The following is a 16,771-nucleotide window of genomic DNA, read 5'->3' as shown; positions in this document are numbered from 1 at the left end:
AGCCTTTTGACAGGATTTAAAAATTTTCACAAAACGAGGGTCGAAAAGCACTAATCCATCATTGGAATCGCAAAATATATATTGTTCAACATCTAAAATACTATTTGGAGTATTTGTTTTTTGATTTAGCATGATAAAAACTTTTACTCCACTTATTTATTAAATTTAACTATTTTTAGACAAAATAAAAAAATTCCAAACCAATTTTCATCAAAAAATTTCAAATCAACAAAGTTTTTGAAAGAGTCATAATGATACTGGAGACCAAATATAAATGAAAACAAAAATTATCATAATTAGTTTAATAATATTCTTATTATCACTATCTGTTGCATCAGCAGCAGACAACACCACACTAGTAAAAGATCAAACACCCATAAAAGCAATAGAAAAATCCGATTGTACTTACAAAACATACGAAGACTTAAAACAAGCTATTGAAACAAGTAAAAACGGAGATACCATCAAACTTACACATGATTTAATACATTATGATGATTATAATGGTTTTGAAAAGACCCCTAAAATAACAATTAACCATGACAATCTTGTTATTGACGGACAATGCCACACAATTGACGGAAATCAGAGAGGCATTTCGAAATAAACGGGAAAAACATTACTTTAAAAAATTTAATTTTAATAAATGGTAAATACGGTGAAGGTGGAGCACTTCATATTAACTCCAAGAGTAAATGTAACCTCATAAATGTAAAGATTTCAGGTAACGAAGGTACCAAAGGAGGAGGAGTTTATACTGAAGGAGAATTAGTTTGTAAGGACTGTATGTTCATCCATAATGAAGCAAAAAATTATGGAGGAGCAATCTACATTGCAGGTAAAGGAAGTTGTGAAATTATAAACACAAAATTCATACAAAACGAAGCTCGTGAAGACAATGGAGGAGCAATTTATACTAAAGGAAATTTAAACATAAAAAACTCTCTTTTCACTCACCATTATTCAAAAGAAGATGGTGGAGCAATATGTGCAAAAGGACATGTAAATGTTGAAAATTCCACTTTTACCCTAAATAAAGCAACTGGTGCAACAATTTTTCTAAGTGAAGGAGGAGCAATTTACTGTGCAAGTATTAACTGTAAAAACTCCACTTTTAAAGAAAACCATGCTTCACAGCGTGGAGGAGCAATACACATAAACAATAAAGGATTATCAGTTATTGAAAACTCAAAATTTATTGATAACGAAGCATACAACAAAGGAGGAGCAATCAATATAGATGATACCTCTGCATACGTTGTTATAAAAAATAATAGCTTTAAATGAAATACTGTTGATAAAGATGGTGAAGGTTCAATCATCTACAACTACGGACACTTTGATAAAATAAGTAACAACTATTATGGAACCAATAATCCTGACTGGAAAAATGCACTTTACGAACACAAATACTTCGGATTGGATGTAGAACACAGAGATTCCAATCATGTAAGGTTATAATAAAGATTTAATTCTTTATTTTTTTCTTTTTTTATAAATCAACATTAACAAAATAGCTGTAAAGCTCATCTTTAACTTCACTATCAATTTTAAACTTGAAATTAACAATAGGCTGTTTTTTACCGCCAATTTCACGATATAGTTGTTCGTGAGAAAGTGGAGTTACACTTCCAATGTAATAAAATTCAATTCCCTCATCATTATTTTTTTGAATAAATAGCTTAATATCCAAATCTATGTAGTTAACAATAGGTTCTAGCTCAGAACTTGAAACTTTTCTGTTGTTTCTACTCATCCAGCTAAACAGCTGTTTTGATATAAACTGATCTTCGTAATTGATTGTTTGTGAAATGTCTTCTTTTTTATTGTAGGTTACAAAAATAGGACATGTATTGTATTTAACCTTATATCCACCTACATTTTGAGCATTCATAAATCTTTCCCAGTTTAATAGTCTTAATACATCTTCTCTTGAGTATTTTTCATACAGTTTAAACGGATTTTTATCCTGATAAACAGTAGAGTATTTGAAAAATGCATATCTGATTGCATCTTCAAAATGAGCCAGATAAACATTATTGGAAAGGCATCCTTTGAAATAATCTGATATAGTGAATTTATAATCACAATTATCTTTTAAATCATTGTAAATATCTTTATCGAACTTAAAGAACAAATTCTCATAATCAATTTCCTGTTTTGAGACAAAACTGGTAACTGTATTTGCCTGATAGTCATCACTTGTCTCTTTTCTATAGAAATTCATACTAAGGTAGTTAATAGCATTTTTTATTGAGTCAAACTGATTTTCAAGACCATATTTTTCTTTTAGGTATTTTTCAACCTGACTAACAGTGAAATATCCATTGTATTTAAGACAACTTAATATAACCAGCTCATGTGGCCTTATTGCTTTTATTAGTTTTTTGGATATGAATTTTAAAGAGCAGATTTCATCTGCGCTTAGAATGCTTTTGTAGTCTTTATCAACATATTCTACGAAATTATGATAAGTATCAAATTTTGAGTGATTTAGGATAATTTCAGGATTGAATTCTGCGTTAATTGCGAAGTCATATAATGAAGGAATACGTCCTAACTTGTATTTTAAATTGTTGTACTTTTCTTTAAATATGTTTATTTTTGAAAATGAAGAGTTGTTAATTGATTCATATATCCTTTTTTGTGAAATCTCATCAAAGTTAATTGAAGAAGCACCAGGAATGATTTTATTTCCTTCCATAAGATACTTACGAATCCTGTCCTTATCATAGGATCTGTCTCCTGAAAGTGCAATAGGAATCATGAAATTGTTCTTGTAGTTGCCGATAAAGTCAATTATAACAACATATTCCTTGTTTTTGTATTTCCTAAGACCTCTTCCAAGCTGCTGGATGAAAATAATTGGGGACTCAGTTGGTCTTACCAAAAGCACCTGATTGATTTCAGGAATATCAACACCCTCATTGAAAATATCTACAGTAAAAATAAATTCAAGTTTATCGGGATTTTCATCATTGGTTAATCTGTCAATTGCATCAAGTCTTTTATCCTGTGAATCATCACCACTTAAAACAACAGATTTGTATCCTCTTTTATTAAATTCTTTTGAAAGTAATTCTGCTTCTTTTTTTCTTGAGCAAAATACAAGTGCTTTTCTTCTGTTTCCAGAGTATCCGTAAAACTCTGATTTTTCCAAAAGATACTCCACACGCCTATCCGATGCAAGCAGATTAAAATCACTAAATGAATCATCAATCTCGCCGTTTTCAAATTCAACATCACTGATTCCAAAGTAATGGAAAGGACAAAGCAAATCTTCTTCCAATGCTTCCTGGAGTCTGATTTCATGAGCAATATTATTGTCAAATAGCTCATAGATATTAACACCGTCACTACGCTGAGGTGAAGCAGTCATACCAAGTAAAAATTCCGGCTCAAAGTACTGGAAAATCTTTTGATAGCTCAAAGCACCTGCTTTGTGAACCTCATCAATAATGATATAGTCAAAATGATTTTTATCATACCTTTTAAACACATCCTCCTTGGACATGGTTTGTATGGTTGAAAATAAGTAATCCGCATCATAGTCCTTGGAATTACCTGAAAGTAAACCAAATTTTTCATGGTCTTTAAAAACATGCTTGTAAGCATCAATTGACTGTTTTGCGATTTGTTCTCTGTGAACTAAAAACAGAAATCTTTTAGGTTTAAAATCACTAACTGCAAAAGCAGACGCATATGTTTTACCAGTACCAGTAGCAGATACTAAAATAGCTTTCTTTTCTCCCTGTTTAATTAAATTTCTTAAATTCTCAATAAACTGCTCCTGCATAATGTTGGGAGATAAAGTAATGTTTTTCTTTTTAATTTCACTTGTTACTTTTCTTAGATTACTAAACTGTTTGTTGTCATTGTAGAGTTTTTCATATTCTGATAAAACTTCTTCAAGCTCATCAGCTTCATCCCACAATGTTGAAAATTCCTTTTTGATTTGGCTAAGCATTTCACCTTCGCCAAGGCATGTAAACTCAACATTCCACTCTTTATTAACAGATAAAGCATTCATTGTTAAGTTAGAGCTTCCAACAATCCCTTTATAGACATTGTCTTTTTTAAAAAGATATCCTTTAGTGTGAAAACCTTCCTTTTGATTAAAATAAAGCTTGACTTCAATGTTTTCAAACTCATTGAGTCTTCTTAAAGCCTTAGGTTCTGTAAATGTCAAGTAGTCTGTGGTTAAAATCTTACCTTTAATGTTTTTGCACTCAAGAGTTCTAAATACCTCTAAAAGCGGAGTAATACCACTTTGCGTAATAAAAGCTGAAGAGATAATAAACTCATCGCAGTTTTGAAGCTCATCACGAATAGAATTGATGATTTTGGTTTCTTTGTCATTATAAAGTAATTTTGGTCTAAAATCCAAACTGGAATCTAGAGTTTCATCAATAAAAGCCGTTTTAGCCCCATTTAAGATTTCATCCACATTCATTTTAAATCCTACTCATTTTCAAGATGTTTGATTAAAGCATTTAACTTGTCCACTTGAAGCTGGAACTCTTCTTCTCTTGGAGATCCTCTAACCTTTTCAAGTTTAGCTTCCAATTCTTCTTTTTTTGCTTTTGCAAGTTCTAATCTGTTCATACTAATCCTCCATATTCTCTTTTAAATAATCAATAATTTGAATATCTGCCTCAATCCACTCCACACTATCCAGTTCACTTTTAGATAGCCATTTAGCATCATTGTGTTCTAAAAGCTTAGGAGTTCCGCTTTCAATAACTGCCCAAAAACAGCTCATCTTAAGATAAAAAGTAGGATACTGATATTCAACATCCAAAGCAAATTCAGTGGGTTTAATTAGACAATCAAGTTCCTCTTTGATTTCCCTTATTAGTGCATCTTTTTTAGATTCATTTTCTTCGATTTTTCCGCCAGGAAACTCCCACATATTAATAAACTCGCCATAACCTCTTTTAGTGGCTAAAATACGATTATCCTTTTTAATAATAGCTGCAACGACATTGAGTGTTTTCATGATAAATATATTACGCAGCTTACATAATATAAATTACGCTAAAAGTTATTAAAAATAAAATATAAAAATAAAAAATGGTGATAAAATGGATTTAATAGCAATATTACGTATCATGCTTCTTGTTTTTATAGTAATAATCGGTATTTTATTATATGTTAATAGGAATGCTGAAAATCAGGAAAAAGTAAGAATAGCTTTTGTATTGATTGTGGTTATGTTTGTGGCTCAGTTTTTGTTATTTAAATGAGAAAAGATGTTGAATTCTTTTTTCATTAATCTTATTTATCCAAAGATTTCCAATTCAAATTAATTAAACCATGCTTAAATAATAAGGTCTTTAAGACTTCTCGAATGAAGTTTTCCAGATTATTTTCATCCACACCATCATTTCCAGGAGTTAGAGAAAATGCTCCAACAGAAGGAATAATCATATCAGATTCAAAGAATTGTTCGGTTTTATTTCCAGGATATAAAACATAAGCACCTTCAGTTTTTAATATAGAATCCTTATATGTGTGCATTTTATAGATGTCACCATCTTTAAAGACACTTTCTTTTTCTTCAAGTGAATCCCTTTTGCCAATTTCTTCATTTAACTTTTTATCAGATTTTCCAAATACATTATAATAATCAGCTATTTCTAATTCAGAGCGATATTTAGCATCAAAATGTATGTAATTAATATGCTCTCCAATTTTAACAAGTAATGTATAATCAGGTTTGAATGCTAAAGAATAGGATTCATACTTTGAATTTTTAGAAAATCTTAGATTATAGAATAACTCAACTTCAATTTCATTATCATATAAAATAAATTTGAATTTTTTAACTGAATTTTCTCCTTTTTTAATGCTAACTGACCAATTGTCTTTTTTAACTTTAAATACATCATCAAAATCAACTTTTGTAATGCTTAGGTCATTTAAAACTTTTAGTAATCTGAAATAGCACCAATATTCATATAGTTCAGATAATTTTTTCTCAAAGCCCTTAAATTGATTATTAATTTCATCCCAACTTAATCTGAATGAAAATTCCATCATTAAGAAGTATTTAAAGATTTCACGATAACCTTCCTTTTTTTGCAAGATTTGTGAGTTGAATGGAACATAATCCATTGGAGAAATCTGCTTGAAAAAGTTGGAAGACAAATAATACTCAATTTCATTACTAAAAAACAATAGCTTATCTTTAATATATCCTTCATCTGAACTTAAAAGCAATTTTTCAATTAAATCACGAATAGATTCAAAAAAGTATTTTACAAATCTATTTTCAGGAATATCAATAGTATCATCATGTTTTGTCTGTTCAATCATTTGAGGAATATGTCCTTTTAATTTATGAACAATTTCAAAGTCTGCATCAGATTTATACAGATTATTTGGCTTTGAAACAATATTTTTTAAAGAATTCTGATTAAAATTAGATGCTAAGGACAACGGAACTTGTTCAGTACGATTTCTTAGTTGTGAGTGAATATTTTTAGATAGATATTCAAAAATTGAAGGTAGATTTACATTTCTAAATAAATATTCTAAAAACATAAAATCTTCATAATAAGTTTTTTTCTCTTTTGAATCTAGCTCAAATTCTTGATAGAGTGGAGAATTAACTTCAAAAATTAAACTTAAAGCATGTTGTGACAAATCAGCTATCATTGAAGAATACTGATTAAAATAATCCATTTTTTTAGATCTTACTTCAATTGGAATCTTTATTGAGTTAATTTTGTTTTTTCTAATGTCTAAAAATGATTTTCCAACATAACTTCTGAAATTTAGTGTTCCTGCAATTTTGTAAGTCGTATTATCCCCTAATGAGAATCTAAATTGTTTAAAATGATTTTCATTTAATTTTGTCAATGAGTACAAAACATCATAACTTGCACAGGCATCACTAGATTCAAACAATATCTGATATTCTGTTTCTTCTAAAAACATCAGATTAGCAAAATTAGCCCCAATATCTGGACAATACTGAATAGGAGTTAAATTATCTGCACTATCAACAACAGGAATGTTGATTAGTTCTAGGGAATTTGATATTCTAACCCTGGATTCATTACAGTTTTTACAATCAATTGAGCTAACTGTTAATGTGCCGAGATTGTTAGAATTCTCGTCTGTCAAGTTAATAATTACTTTTTGTTCAATCATTTAAATCTTAATTAATAAATGAGACATATCTTTGATCAGATAATACTTTTGACATATTTTGAAGTTTTATAGCTGATGTAATGTATTTTGAATTTTCATCAGTAACCTCAAAGTTTCTAGGAACTTCATTATTGTTTGTATCAACCAAACATAAGTTGAACAGTTCTTTTAATACACTACCAATAGCTTTTTCAGATCCATGGAGCTTTGGAAGGATTTTCTGTTTGATTTGTGCATCAAAATATCTCTCCCAATTATTCCATTCTTCAGGAGAGTTTTCATATCTCCATGATACAACCATGAACCTTAAGATTTCATTAATAACTCTAAATCCAAATTCTAAATTGGAGTTTTTCAATGCATTTTGGAATAAAGTTAACTCTTCAGCCAATATATCCCATAAATTACGTCCATTAGATGAAATAGTAGATAAAATTTCTTTTAATTCAACAATATTTAACTTTGAGACACCATTATCAAGTAATGGGGATTGTAAATAACCAACGTCCCCTTTAAAATCATCAGTATTCAGATTATTTTCCATATAATCAAAAGCAGATAATGTATCGAATTCTATAGTATTAGCCCTATCCAATACTTTTGGTGAAAACATGTAAGTTGTTTCATCCACATTAACAGTACCTATGATAAAAAGATTATCTGGAAGTTTTAATTTGTCCTCACCACCATACAAAGGTATTTCTTCTCCGCTTTCGATAGCAGATAAAAAGTCAGCAAAATATCTCTCAACATGAGATAAATTCATTTCATCTAAAATTAGGAAATATGGATTTGATGGGTCATCAATAGCTTGTTTAATTAGTTCAAAAGCAGGAGTTGACTGATATTCTTCTGTAATTACATTATAATAGCCAACAATGTTTGTATTATCTGTCCAATTAGCACCTACTGGAACTATTTGATAATTAGAATCACTTTCCTTATTAATTTTAATTTTTAAATCCACTCTTTGATTAGGGTCTTCACGTCTTAATTTAGAAAGATATTTCTTAATATCATCATTACCATAAAAAATTCTTGTATTAAGATTGAAACGTGCATTATCACTTTCAATACCATCAACAGAGATATTTAATTTATCTTTTTCAACATCCAAAATCGGAACAAAATCTGTGACTTCTTTTCTAGATAATGACCAACCTCCAGATTGATCAGATTTTCCAACCTTAACAGATGTTGAGCAAACAGTTTCCAATTCTTGTTTATTATCACACAAAAATTTAGCAAATAATTGTGATAATTTAGTTTTACCAGTTCCAGAATTCCCAGTTAATATTTCAAAAGGCTTAACTTTTAATGACAATAAATAATTTTCAATTAATTGCTTATCAAAGTAATATCCATTGGAAATTAAATATTTATAAAAAGAATTTTGTTCTAAATCAGACATAAAAACCCACTCAAATCAAATTTCTTAAATGAAATCAATTTTCAATAATTACTACAATTTATATATAAACCCATATTAAAAAATGACTATTAATCAATCAAATACATAACAAATACAAATATTGTATTAAAATAGCCATTATATCCAAAAACATATGCTGTAGAATAAGAATAGTATAATACAATCAAAATATTTCTTTAAATTAGTTATTTTTAATTATAAAAAATAATTCACTAATAGTTCATTTTTATGTACAACATTACACACTCATAGCACACAAATTAAAAAATAACTACAAAATAGATACACCATTACACACTTAATCCACACCAATAGCACACTAATTAAAAAAAATAGTTCACTTTTATGTACAATATTACACACTTATTCCACACAAATTAAAAAATAGCTACAAAATATATACACTATTACACACTTAATCCACATTAATTACACACTAAAAAAAGATACTTCACACTTATGTACAACATTACACACCTATTCCACACTTAAATAAAAATAATAGTTCACTTTTATGTACAACATTACACACTTATTGCACACTAAAAAAAAGAAAAAAAGTTATTGTCTACTCGTTAAGAGTCCAATAACATCTTTTTGGTGAGACGATGGTTTCGTCTTTTTTGAGTTCTTTCATGATTTTATCTACTTCTTTTTTCTCAACACCGGAAATTTCACTTACTTTTTTTGCGTTAAGTGGTTCTTCGGAGTTTCTAAATGCTTCAATTACTTTTTCTTTGTCACTCATTTTATCACCATATAAGTTACTTTAGCTTTATATGGGGTGTAACCCTTTATTAGTTTTGTGGAAATATGCCCACCAGTTCCATGAACTGTTTTTGTTTTTACTTTTCCTTTTTTGTTTTTAAAGAAGAATTTTGCTTTTATGAGTTTTGTGTGGTGAGGATCAATATCTCCGTTAAGCCCAGAGCCTACATACCATGCTGTTACTCCAGTTCCTTTTTGAAATTGCCCGTTTCCATCGTATTCAACATATCCTGCAATTGCATCTCCGTTTTTGAGCTGCAAAGCCCGTGGTGCCCATAAAACGCCAGGTTCAAAGTCATATATTTTAACAGTAGCTTTTTTAATATTTGTATCTTCCTGTGCACTTACAGCACCTATTAATAAAAAAGTTCCAAGTATAACCATGATTATTATGATTGCTTTTCTCATTTTATCACCAAAAAAAAGAAAAAAAGAAGACTTAAATTAAGAAGTCTTCAAATAAATCATCGTCACTAGCAGTCATAATAATTGCTTTTCCGTCTTTTGCATATGTAAACATAGCCATAGTTTCATTTTCAGAGAAATATCCGTTAATACCTTTGATGGTTTTAGGAGTTCCGCTTTGAGATAAGATTTCATCATCCACGTTAAATCCATCATACTTAGCAACAAGAATGTTTATTGCTTCGTCATTATCAGTTTTGTCCTGGAATGCTTTGGAATTAGCTGTATATGTAACTCCATCGTTTTCCATTTTCTCATTTACACATGCAAGGCTTGGTACTTCTTCAAAGTTGCTTGGAAGATTGAATTTGTATCCGTCAACGTCAATGCTTTGAGCTGCAAATACAGAGCCGGTAGCAACTACTGCAACTAAAATAAGTAAAATACCTAATAGCTTTTTGTTCAAAATAATTCCCCCCTTCTAGTTTATTGTGATTAAAATTATATACCTCCATATAAATAAAACTACCTAAATTATCCCAATAAAATGCAAAATTGCTAAATAATATCCGGCAATTTCTAAAAAAAAAATAGAACATTGTAAAACTCATGATAACTATATAAGCCCACTTAACTAATTATAAATTATAAAATCAATTTTGATGTGATATTAATGAGTGATTTTTTTAAATTTGAAAACAGGGAATTTGAAATTCCTTTTGTTAACCACAACCCAAGAGTGCCTAAAATAGGCTGGGCAATAATGCTTTTTTGTATTTTAATCAGTTTTTTACTATATTTATTTGCAAATGACCCTATTATAGGAGGAATTTTATTTTTTGCAGTTCCATTTATTCCATTAATGTATTATCTTAAATGGGATTTTTCTGCAATTATTAGAAAACCATCTAGAAAGGACGTATTGCTTGCATTTTGCTTATTTGTAATGTATATGATTTATGGAACAGTAATGTGTTTCGTTTTAGAATCTCCAGTTACAGGTACAGACGAAGCAGTCACCTTGCAGAGTATGATTGGACTTATATTTTCTCTTATGGGTGAAGAATTAATCAAGTTTATTCCATTTTTATTCTTAATGAGATTATCCTTAAAATTAAGTGGAAATCGTAAAGCATCTCTTGTATTGTCTGCGGCAATTGTTATGGCTTTCTTTGGATTGCTTCATACTGATTTTACAACTCCTTCAATTATCCTTCAGGGACTTTTAATTCAAGGGTTAGGAACTATCTTTGAGTTTTACGGATATTTCAAAACCAAAAACTTGCTTGTTCCATATATGAGTCACATATTTACTGATGTATTCATATATTCCTTAACATTCTTAGGATTCTAGACTTGGATTATTCCAAGTTTATTATTTTTTTAAAGTGATTTATATGACTAATAATAAAATAATAAATGCTGGTGCTTCTCTTATAATTCCAGGGTTAGGTCAGCTTTTAAACGGACAAACACAAAAAGGAATTATATTTTTAGCAGTTTTGATTTTTTTAAATGTATTTAGCTATTTTTTATTGAACAATATTTTTGGAAATGTAATTTCACTTGCATATCATGTGTTTGCATGCTATGATGCGTACACAAACTTTGAAATTAAATAAGTTGATGTAGATATATACAAAGTTTAACTTAAAAATATTAAATTAAAACAATTAAATGAAAAATAGCTTTAATAATTTAATAGAATTATCTATAAAACTATAAAATAATTAAATAAAAAAATAAGTATTCAAGTGAGAAAAATTATTCCTCACTTGGTTTAATTTTTGTAAGCACAACAGCAGATACTAAAACCGCAATAATGATTACTAAATCAACAATTATCTCGAACGGTGCTGCAGTTGAGAACAATTTTATAATACCGATTACCCACATTACAATTAAAGCACATGGAAGCAAGTATTTAATTACGAAATTCCAGGTTTTACCAACACTAAATGAAGAACGTTCGTTTAAAATTGGTATAAAGCGTTCCAAACCATAGAACCATGCAAATATAATACATTGCACACCGATTAATAGTAAGATACCGAATTCATTTACAAAGGAATCGATAACTCCTACAATATAACTGCTTATTCCGGTTGTAAGCAAGAGTGAAAATGCACAACCGATAATTGACAATACTGTAGCGGTTTTTTTACGTGACCAACCTAATTTTACAGTTGTTGAACTTAACATCGGCTCGAAGAATCCTAATGCAGAAGTAATACCTGCAAATAAAATCGCAAGGAACAACATTGGAGCTAATATGCGGCCAACAATTCCCATCATGTTAAAGATCATCGGGAACACAATAAATACTAAACCAGTACCTTCAGTAATTAATTCAGTAATTGGTAACCCGTTTGTAAATGACATGTAACCTAAGATTGAAAATACTCCAAATGCAGTACAGATTTCGAATGCAGAGTTTGCAAAAACAACAATTAATACATTATCGATTAATTTGGAGTTTTCAGGTAAGTAACTTGCATATGTAACAGCAATAGCCTGACCCATACTTAATGAGAAGATAATCTGTGCAAATGCTGCAATCCATATATTTACATCTGTAAGTGCATTCCAGTTGGGATGGAGTAATGTATTAATTCCAATACCTGCTCCAGGAAGAGTTAAAGCGTAAACAATGATAATACCCATGATTACGAATAATGCAGGGATAAGAACTTTGGATACTTTACCAATTCCTTCATCAACGTTTTTGTGGGAAATAAACCATAATACAATCCATAACATTAACACACAGACTGTTGTAGGTAATAACAAGAAGCTAGCACTGGATAAGTTAGAGCTTCCACCAACAGAGTTAACGAAAAAGGACGCAGTATCTGTTCCCCAATTGAATGTGAAACTGCTAAGGAGGTATACTAAATCCCAACCTAGAATTACCATGTAATAAATTACAACTACAAATACCAATAGAACCAAAATCCAAGCAATAATCTCAAACTCTGGCTTAACCTTTCGTACAATATTCGAAAAGGAATCCTTAAAGGAAAATCCTACACCATATTCTAAAATTAAAAATGGAACACCCATAATCGCGATTGCAATGAGGTAAGGAATGAAAAATGATCCCCCACCGTTAGAATAGAGTACATAACTGAAACGCCAGATATTACCAAGACCAACTGCCGCTCCAATCATTGCAAAAATAAATGATATAGATGAGCTCCATTGCGATTTTTCGACCATACATATACATTTTGTAAAAATATATAATAAACTTTTACATAAAGAATTTAATAATGAACGCATTTGATAAATTTATGATTGGTGAAACATCAACTATTGACTGGTGTTTTGAAAACAGACATTTCAACAAAAGACTTTCTGATAACGGGATTTCAAGAGAATATGTTGTTGACTGTTTAATGGACGAAGAACCTATCAGATATGAACGTGTAGACAACAATAGCTATGCTGTAATCTATGAAGCTCCTGCAAATAAAACTTACGACGAAATAAGAATAATAATGTCTGTTAAAGGCAATTCCATTGATCTTGTAACAATAATGAGAAATAATGAAAGTGTTACTGATCGCCAAAAAAGACAATACCAATCAAATAAAACAAAAAATATAGAAAAAAAGAGATTAAAAGCTATTTCAAAAAGAAAATGGTAAGAGAATAAATCTCTAAACACCACTTATTCTTCATCTTCACTGAAAAGTTGATTTAACATCCATTCAGAGTCGTATTCTTTAATATCATCATATCCTTGACCCATACCAAGGAACATGATCGGTTTTTTAATTACATAACCAATTGAAAGAGATGCTCCACCTTTACTATCAGCGTCTGCTTTAGTTAAGATTACACCGTCAATGTCAATAGCTTCATTGAATTTTTTAGCTTGTTCTGTTGCATCGTTACCGGTAAGTGCATCACCTACAAATACAACCAAATCAGGTTTGGAGACTCTTCTAATTTTCTTCATCTCATCCATAAGGTTAGTGTTGGTTTGCATTCTTCCTGCAGTATCTATTAAAACCAAATCTTTATTTTGAGCACGTGCGTGTTCTACTGCGTCAAATGCAACTGCTGCAGGGTCTGAACCTTTTTGGTGCTTAATGATTTTAACACCTACATTATCTGCGTGGTAGGTTACCTGTTCAATAGCTCCTGCTCTGAATGTATCGGCTGCAGCAATTACAGGAACATAGCCTTTTTTAGAGTAGTAATTAGCTAATTTACCGATAGTTGTTGTTTTACCAGTACCGTTAATACCTACAAACATTACAATTAAAGGTTCTCCTTGAGCTTTTTTAGCTTCAATCATTTCAGTCATGGATTTTCCAGGGATGCTGATAATGTCTGAAACTGCGTTTTTAAGTGCAAGGAAAGTGTATTCGGTAATATCATTACTTCTTTTGATTTTTTTACCAACAAGGTTTTCTTTTACGCTTTCTATAACTTCAGTTGCTACTTCCATTGCTACATCGCCCTGGAGAAGTTCCATTTCAAGTTCAAATAATATGTCTTCAACGTGTTTTTCCTGAATTGTTTTTTCACGAACAAAGGAAAATATTCCACCTTTAGCTTCACCGTCAGCAGAAATATCATCTTTTTCAGATTCATCATCAGAAGAACCTCTTAATTTAGATAATAAACCAGATTTAGGTTTTTCTTCCGGCTCATCTTCTTCAGCTTCTTCAATGATTTCTTCCTCGGAAACTTCCTCATCTTCACTAGCTTCTTCTACTTCCTCTTTATCTTTAGAAGAACCCCTTAACTTAGATAACAAACCTGTTTTAGGTTTTTCTTCCTTAACTTCTTCCTCTTCAGCTTCTTCAGCTTCCCCAGTTTCTTCAGGAATTTCTTCTTCAACTTCTTCAACAGAAACTTCTTCTTCAACAGTTTCTTCTGCCTCAGGAAGTAAATTGGATTCATCTTCCTCTACTTTTTCTTCTTTTTTCTTACCAAATGAGAAGAAAGAGAATCTTTTACCAGATTCTTCTTTAACATTGTTTTCCTGTTGTCCTTCTTCTATTAATTCTTCTTCTAATTTTTCACTTGTACGTGAAAATTTCTTTTTTAATGATTCAAACAAAATTAACCCAACCTTATAAATTAGCTAGTTAAAAATTTAATTATTTATATTTATATTTTTCATAATATTTAAAAAAAGAGTAAAAAATAAAAAAAAGATGGTTAATTGAATAGCATTACTTAAAAGTATTTGCCATCCAAATAACATTTAGAACCATTAGATAAATTAAGATTGTTACCATCTATTGATCCATTTCCCTCACGCATGCAATTATCAATCTTTAAAAAAGAGCTATTATCAATATATGCTTCAGGTCCAGATGCTGCTTTATTAAAACTGATAGAAGAATTATCTACAAAGCACATGCATCTGTCATTTGCATAAACAGCACCACCATCTTTATCTGCCCAATTACACTCAAATTCAGATTTAGTAGCTCTCATGGTAGCCTTGTTAGACATATAAAGATACATTGTTAAAATAGCCTTCTGATTTAGAACCAAGATAAACAGTCCCTAAACATTTATACAAATCATAGGTATGATCACCAATTACAACAAGATTATTAACGAATTTAGCATCACTAACATTCAAAACGCAATTAGCAGCAGAATATATTGCAGAACCTGAAGTTGCAAAATTATCACAAAAAGACACATTTCTTATAAATCCTTTAGAATTATCTCCTAAATGAATAGCACCACCATTTGAAATACATTCACGGGTAGTGCCTAATTTTTTATTAGAAATAAGTTTAGCATCACTGACATTCAAAATAGAATTACGTTCAGCATAAATTCCAGCACCAGATATTGCTTGATTACCCTTAAGAGTGACATTGTTCATAACACATCCACAGCCACGATATAATCCTATTGCTCCAGCTTCGTCAACTGCATGATTATCAATAAACTCAGAATCATCAATGTTTAAAATAAAATCACCAATTGCATAAATTCCAGCACCTCTTCTTGCCTCATTGTCACGTATAGTTACATTACTTAAGCCCATATGATTTTCATAAGCATAAATAGCCCCACCACGTTCTGGCGCATAATTTTTAGTAAATACTGTGTTATTTACATTCAATGTAGCATTTTGGTTAGAATATATTGAACCTCCTGCAGTTTTTGCGGCATTGACTCAAATTCTACATTATTTAAATTTCCTTTAGAGTTTACGTGCAAATATATTGCACCACCATTTAAAGTTGCAACATTGCCAACGAATTTTACATTATTTGCATTTATTGTGGAATCCTTAACATCAATAGCTGAACCTATATTAGACAAACCGTTCATTAATGTCAAGTTAATCAATGTAAGGTTTGATTTTGGATCCAATTTGAAAATTCCACCTTTATTTTGTGCATCGATTTTATGACCATGACCGTCAATAGTAACATTACCCTTAACCACAATATCCTTATCACGATTATCACGTAAGTAATCACCAGTCAAATCAATTTTTTGCTTTCCACTGTCAATATCGTCCTGAATAGACTTAAAATTATAAGTAGGCGTGTCAACTACACCCGTATTATTAATTTCAACACCAGTATCAGTTGTATTGTTGTCAGCAGCACAAACTGAGGAAACTGATACAACAAACATGAAAACCAGTGCCAATAAGTAAATTTTCTTCATTTATATCACATCACTAATGTTTAGCTATTAAAAATTGTCTTTTTAAAAAAATATATTAAAAGTAGTATTATTTAGCTATGACTAAATATATAAATTTATGTATGCCTAAATTTTATAAAAAATTAAAAAATAAAACAAACCTTAAAAAAAATAATTAAAAATAAAAAAGAGGATGTGACGCAAAATTTTTAGTTGAATTTTTGTTTTTTTTTTAATTTTTTTTAATTTTTTCTTATTTTAATTGTTTTTTGTGTTTATTTCGTTGTATATTCTTTTTAGGTTGTGTCCGATTGTATATAGTTTGAATTCAGTGTTTGTGTTTTTTATTCCTGTTGTTGTGAATTC

The 16,771-nt window shown here is 30.0% G+C and carries 19 protein-coding genes; 6 read left to right on the top strand and 13 right to left on the bottom strand.

Features of this window, described 5'->3' with window-relative positions:
• Positions 1–274: 274 nt before the first annotated feature.
• Both PUD86_06135 and PUD86_06130 read left to right on the top strand, forming a co-directional pair.
• Positions 275–607: a hypothetical protein gene (locus PUD86_06135; GenBank protein MDD6776853.1), complete on the top strand. Its 333-nt coding sequence runs from the start codon at positions 275–277 to the stop codon at positions 605–607.
• A gap of 179 nt (positions 608–786) precedes the next feature.
• Positions 787–1,287 carry a right-handed parallel beta-helix repeat-containing protein gene (locus PUD86_06130; protein ID MDD6776852.1) on the top strand — a complete coding sequence of 167 codons (501 nt, stop codon included), beginning with the start codon at positions 787–789 and terminating at the stop codon, positions 1,285–1,287.
• A gap of 205 nt (positions 1,288–1,492) precedes the next feature.
• Here the strand turns inward: PUD86_06130 and PUD86_06125 are convergent, their stop codons facing one another.
• Genes PUD86_06125 through PUD86_06115 form a run of 3 tightly spaced genes read right to left on the bottom strand, consistent with a single transcriptional unit; the run spans position 1,493 to position 4,999 of the window.
• A complete protein-coding gene (locus PUD86_06125; GenBank protein MDD6776851.1) occupies positions 1,493–4,453 on the bottom strand; it encodes a DEAD/DEAH box helicase in 2,961 nt (986 codons plus the stop codon).
• A gap of 8 nt (positions 4,454–4,461) precedes the next feature.
• On the bottom strand, positions 4,462–4,605 hold the full coding sequence (locus tag PUD86_06120) for a hypothetical protein (GenBank protein MDD6776850.1): 144 nt from the start codon (positions 4,603–4,605) through the stop codon (positions 4,462–4,464).
• Between the two features lies 1 nt (position 4,606).
• Positions 4,607–4,999 (bottom strand): (deoxy)nucleoside triphosphate pyrophosphohydrolase, encoded by a 393-nt coding sequence (locus tag PUD86_06115; GenBank protein MDD6776849.1) that lies wholly within the window; start codon positions 4,997–4,999, stop codon positions 4,607–4,609.
• Positions 5,000–5,084: 85 nt separating this feature from the next.
• On the opposite strand from PUD86_06115, the gene PUD86_06110 reads away from it, so the two are divergent.
• Positions 5,085–5,246, top strand: coding sequence for a hypothetical protein (locus tag PUD86_06110; protein ID MDD6776848.1), 162 nt, complete (start codon positions 5,085–5,087; stop codon positions 5,244–5,246).
• 31 nt (positions 5,247–5,277) lie between these two features.
• Here the strand turns inward: PUD86_06110 and PUD86_06105 are convergent, their stop codons facing one another.
• The 5 genes from PUD86_06105 to PUD86_06085 all read right to left on the bottom strand — a co-directional run bounded on the left by PUD86_06105 (position 5,278) and on the right by PUD86_06085 (position 10,229).
• A complete protein-coding gene (locus PUD86_06105) occupies positions 5,278–7,158 on the bottom strand; it encodes a DUF2357 domain-containing protein (GenBank protein ID MDD6776847.1) in 1,881 nt (626 codons plus the stop codon).
• 7 nt (positions 7,159–7,165) lie between these two features.
• Positions 7,166–8,569: a hypothetical protein gene (locus PUD86_06100; GenBank protein MDD6776846.1), complete on the bottom strand. Its 1,404-nt coding sequence runs from the start codon at positions 8,567–8,569 to the stop codon at positions 7,166–7,168.
• A 589-nt stretch (positions 8,570–9,158) separates the two neighbouring features.
• Positions 9,159–9,338, bottom strand: coding sequence for a MarR family transcriptional regulator (locus tag PUD86_06095; protein ID MDD6776845.1), 180 nt, complete (start codon positions 9,336–9,338; stop codon positions 9,159–9,161).
• Positions 9,335–9,766: a hypothetical protein gene (locus PUD86_06090; protein MDD6776844.1), complete on the bottom strand. Its 432-nt coding sequence runs from the start codon at positions 9,764–9,766 to the stop codon at positions 9,335–9,337. The genes PUD86_06095 and PUD86_06090 overlap by 4 nt, the downstream gene beginning before the upstream one ends.
• A gap of 31 nt (positions 9,767–9,797) precedes the next feature.
• Positions 9,798–10,229, bottom strand: a complete 432-nt coding sequence (locus PUD86_06085) for a hypothetical protein (GenBank protein MDD6776843.1) — start codon at positions 10,227–10,229, stop codon at positions 9,798–9,800.
• Between the two features lie 207 nt (positions 10,230–10,436).
• On the opposite strand from PUD86_06085, the gene PUD86_06080 reads away from it, so the two are divergent.
• Both PUD86_06080 and PUD86_06075 read left to right on the top strand, forming a co-directional pair.
• Positions 10,437–11,117 (top strand): hypothetical protein, encoded by a 681-nt coding sequence (locus PUD86_06080; protein MDD6776842.1) that lies wholly within the window; start codon positions 10,437–10,439, stop codon positions 11,115–11,117.
• Between the two features lie 43 nt (positions 11,118–11,160).
• Entirely contained in the window at positions 11,161–11,385 is a 225-nt protein-coding gene (locus PUD86_06075) for a hypothetical protein (protein MDD6776841.1), read from the top strand.
• Positions 11,386–11,527: 142 nt separating this feature from the next.
• Here PUD86_06075 and PUD86_06070 read toward each other — a convergent pair whose 3' ends face one another.
• Positions 11,528–12,982 carry a sodium-dependent transporter gene (locus PUD86_06070; protein ID MDD6776840.1) on the bottom strand — a complete coding sequence of 485 codons (1,455 nt, stop codon included), beginning with the start codon at positions 12,980–12,982 and terminating at the stop codon, positions 11,528–11,530.
• Between the two features lie 53 nt (positions 12,983–13,035).
• On the opposite strand from PUD86_06070, the gene PUD86_06065 reads away from it, so the two are divergent.
• A complete protein-coding gene (locus tag PUD86_06065) occupies positions 13,036–13,413 on the top strand; it encodes a DUF4258 domain-containing protein (protein ID MDD6776839.1) in 378 nt (125 codons plus the stop codon).
• Positions 13,414–13,436: 23 nt separating this feature from the next.
• Here the strand turns inward: PUD86_06065 and ftsY are convergent, their stop codons facing one another.
• The 4 genes from ftsY to PUD86_06045 form a co-directional block, all read right to left on the bottom strand.
• Entirely contained in the window at positions 13,437–14,840 is a 1,404-nt protein-coding gene (ftsY, locus tag PUD86_06060) for a signal recognition particle-docking protein FtsY (protein MDD6776838.1), read from the bottom strand.
• A gap of 119 nt (positions 14,841–14,959) precedes the next feature.
• Positions 14,960–15,241: a hypothetical protein gene (locus tag PUD86_06055; GenBank protein MDD6776837.1), complete on the bottom strand. Its 282-nt coding sequence runs from the start codon at positions 15,239–15,241 to the stop codon at positions 14,960–14,962.
• Entirely contained in the window at positions 15,234–15,869 is a 636-nt protein-coding gene (locus PUD86_06050) for a hypothetical protein (protein ID MDD6776836.1), read from the bottom strand. Before PUD86_06050 ends, PUD86_06055 begins: the two co-directional genes overlap by 8 nt.
• A complete protein-coding gene (locus tag PUD86_06045; GenBank protein ID MDD6776835.1) occupies positions 15,866–16,426 on the bottom strand; it encodes a hypothetical protein in 561 nt (186 codons plus the stop codon). Before PUD86_06045 ends, PUD86_06050 begins: the two co-directional genes overlap by 4 nt.
• Between the last annotated feature and the right edge of the window lie 345 nt (positions 16,427–16,771).

Source organism: Methanobacteriaceae archaeon (genome assembly GCA_029219465.1).
In the GTDB taxonomy this organism is placed as follows: domain Archaea; phylum Methanobacteriota; class Methanobacteria; order Methanobacteriales; family Methanobacteriaceae; genus Methanocatella.
Note: the sequence above shows the minus strand (reverse complement) of the source record. Positions and strands in the feature narration are given on the sequence as shown.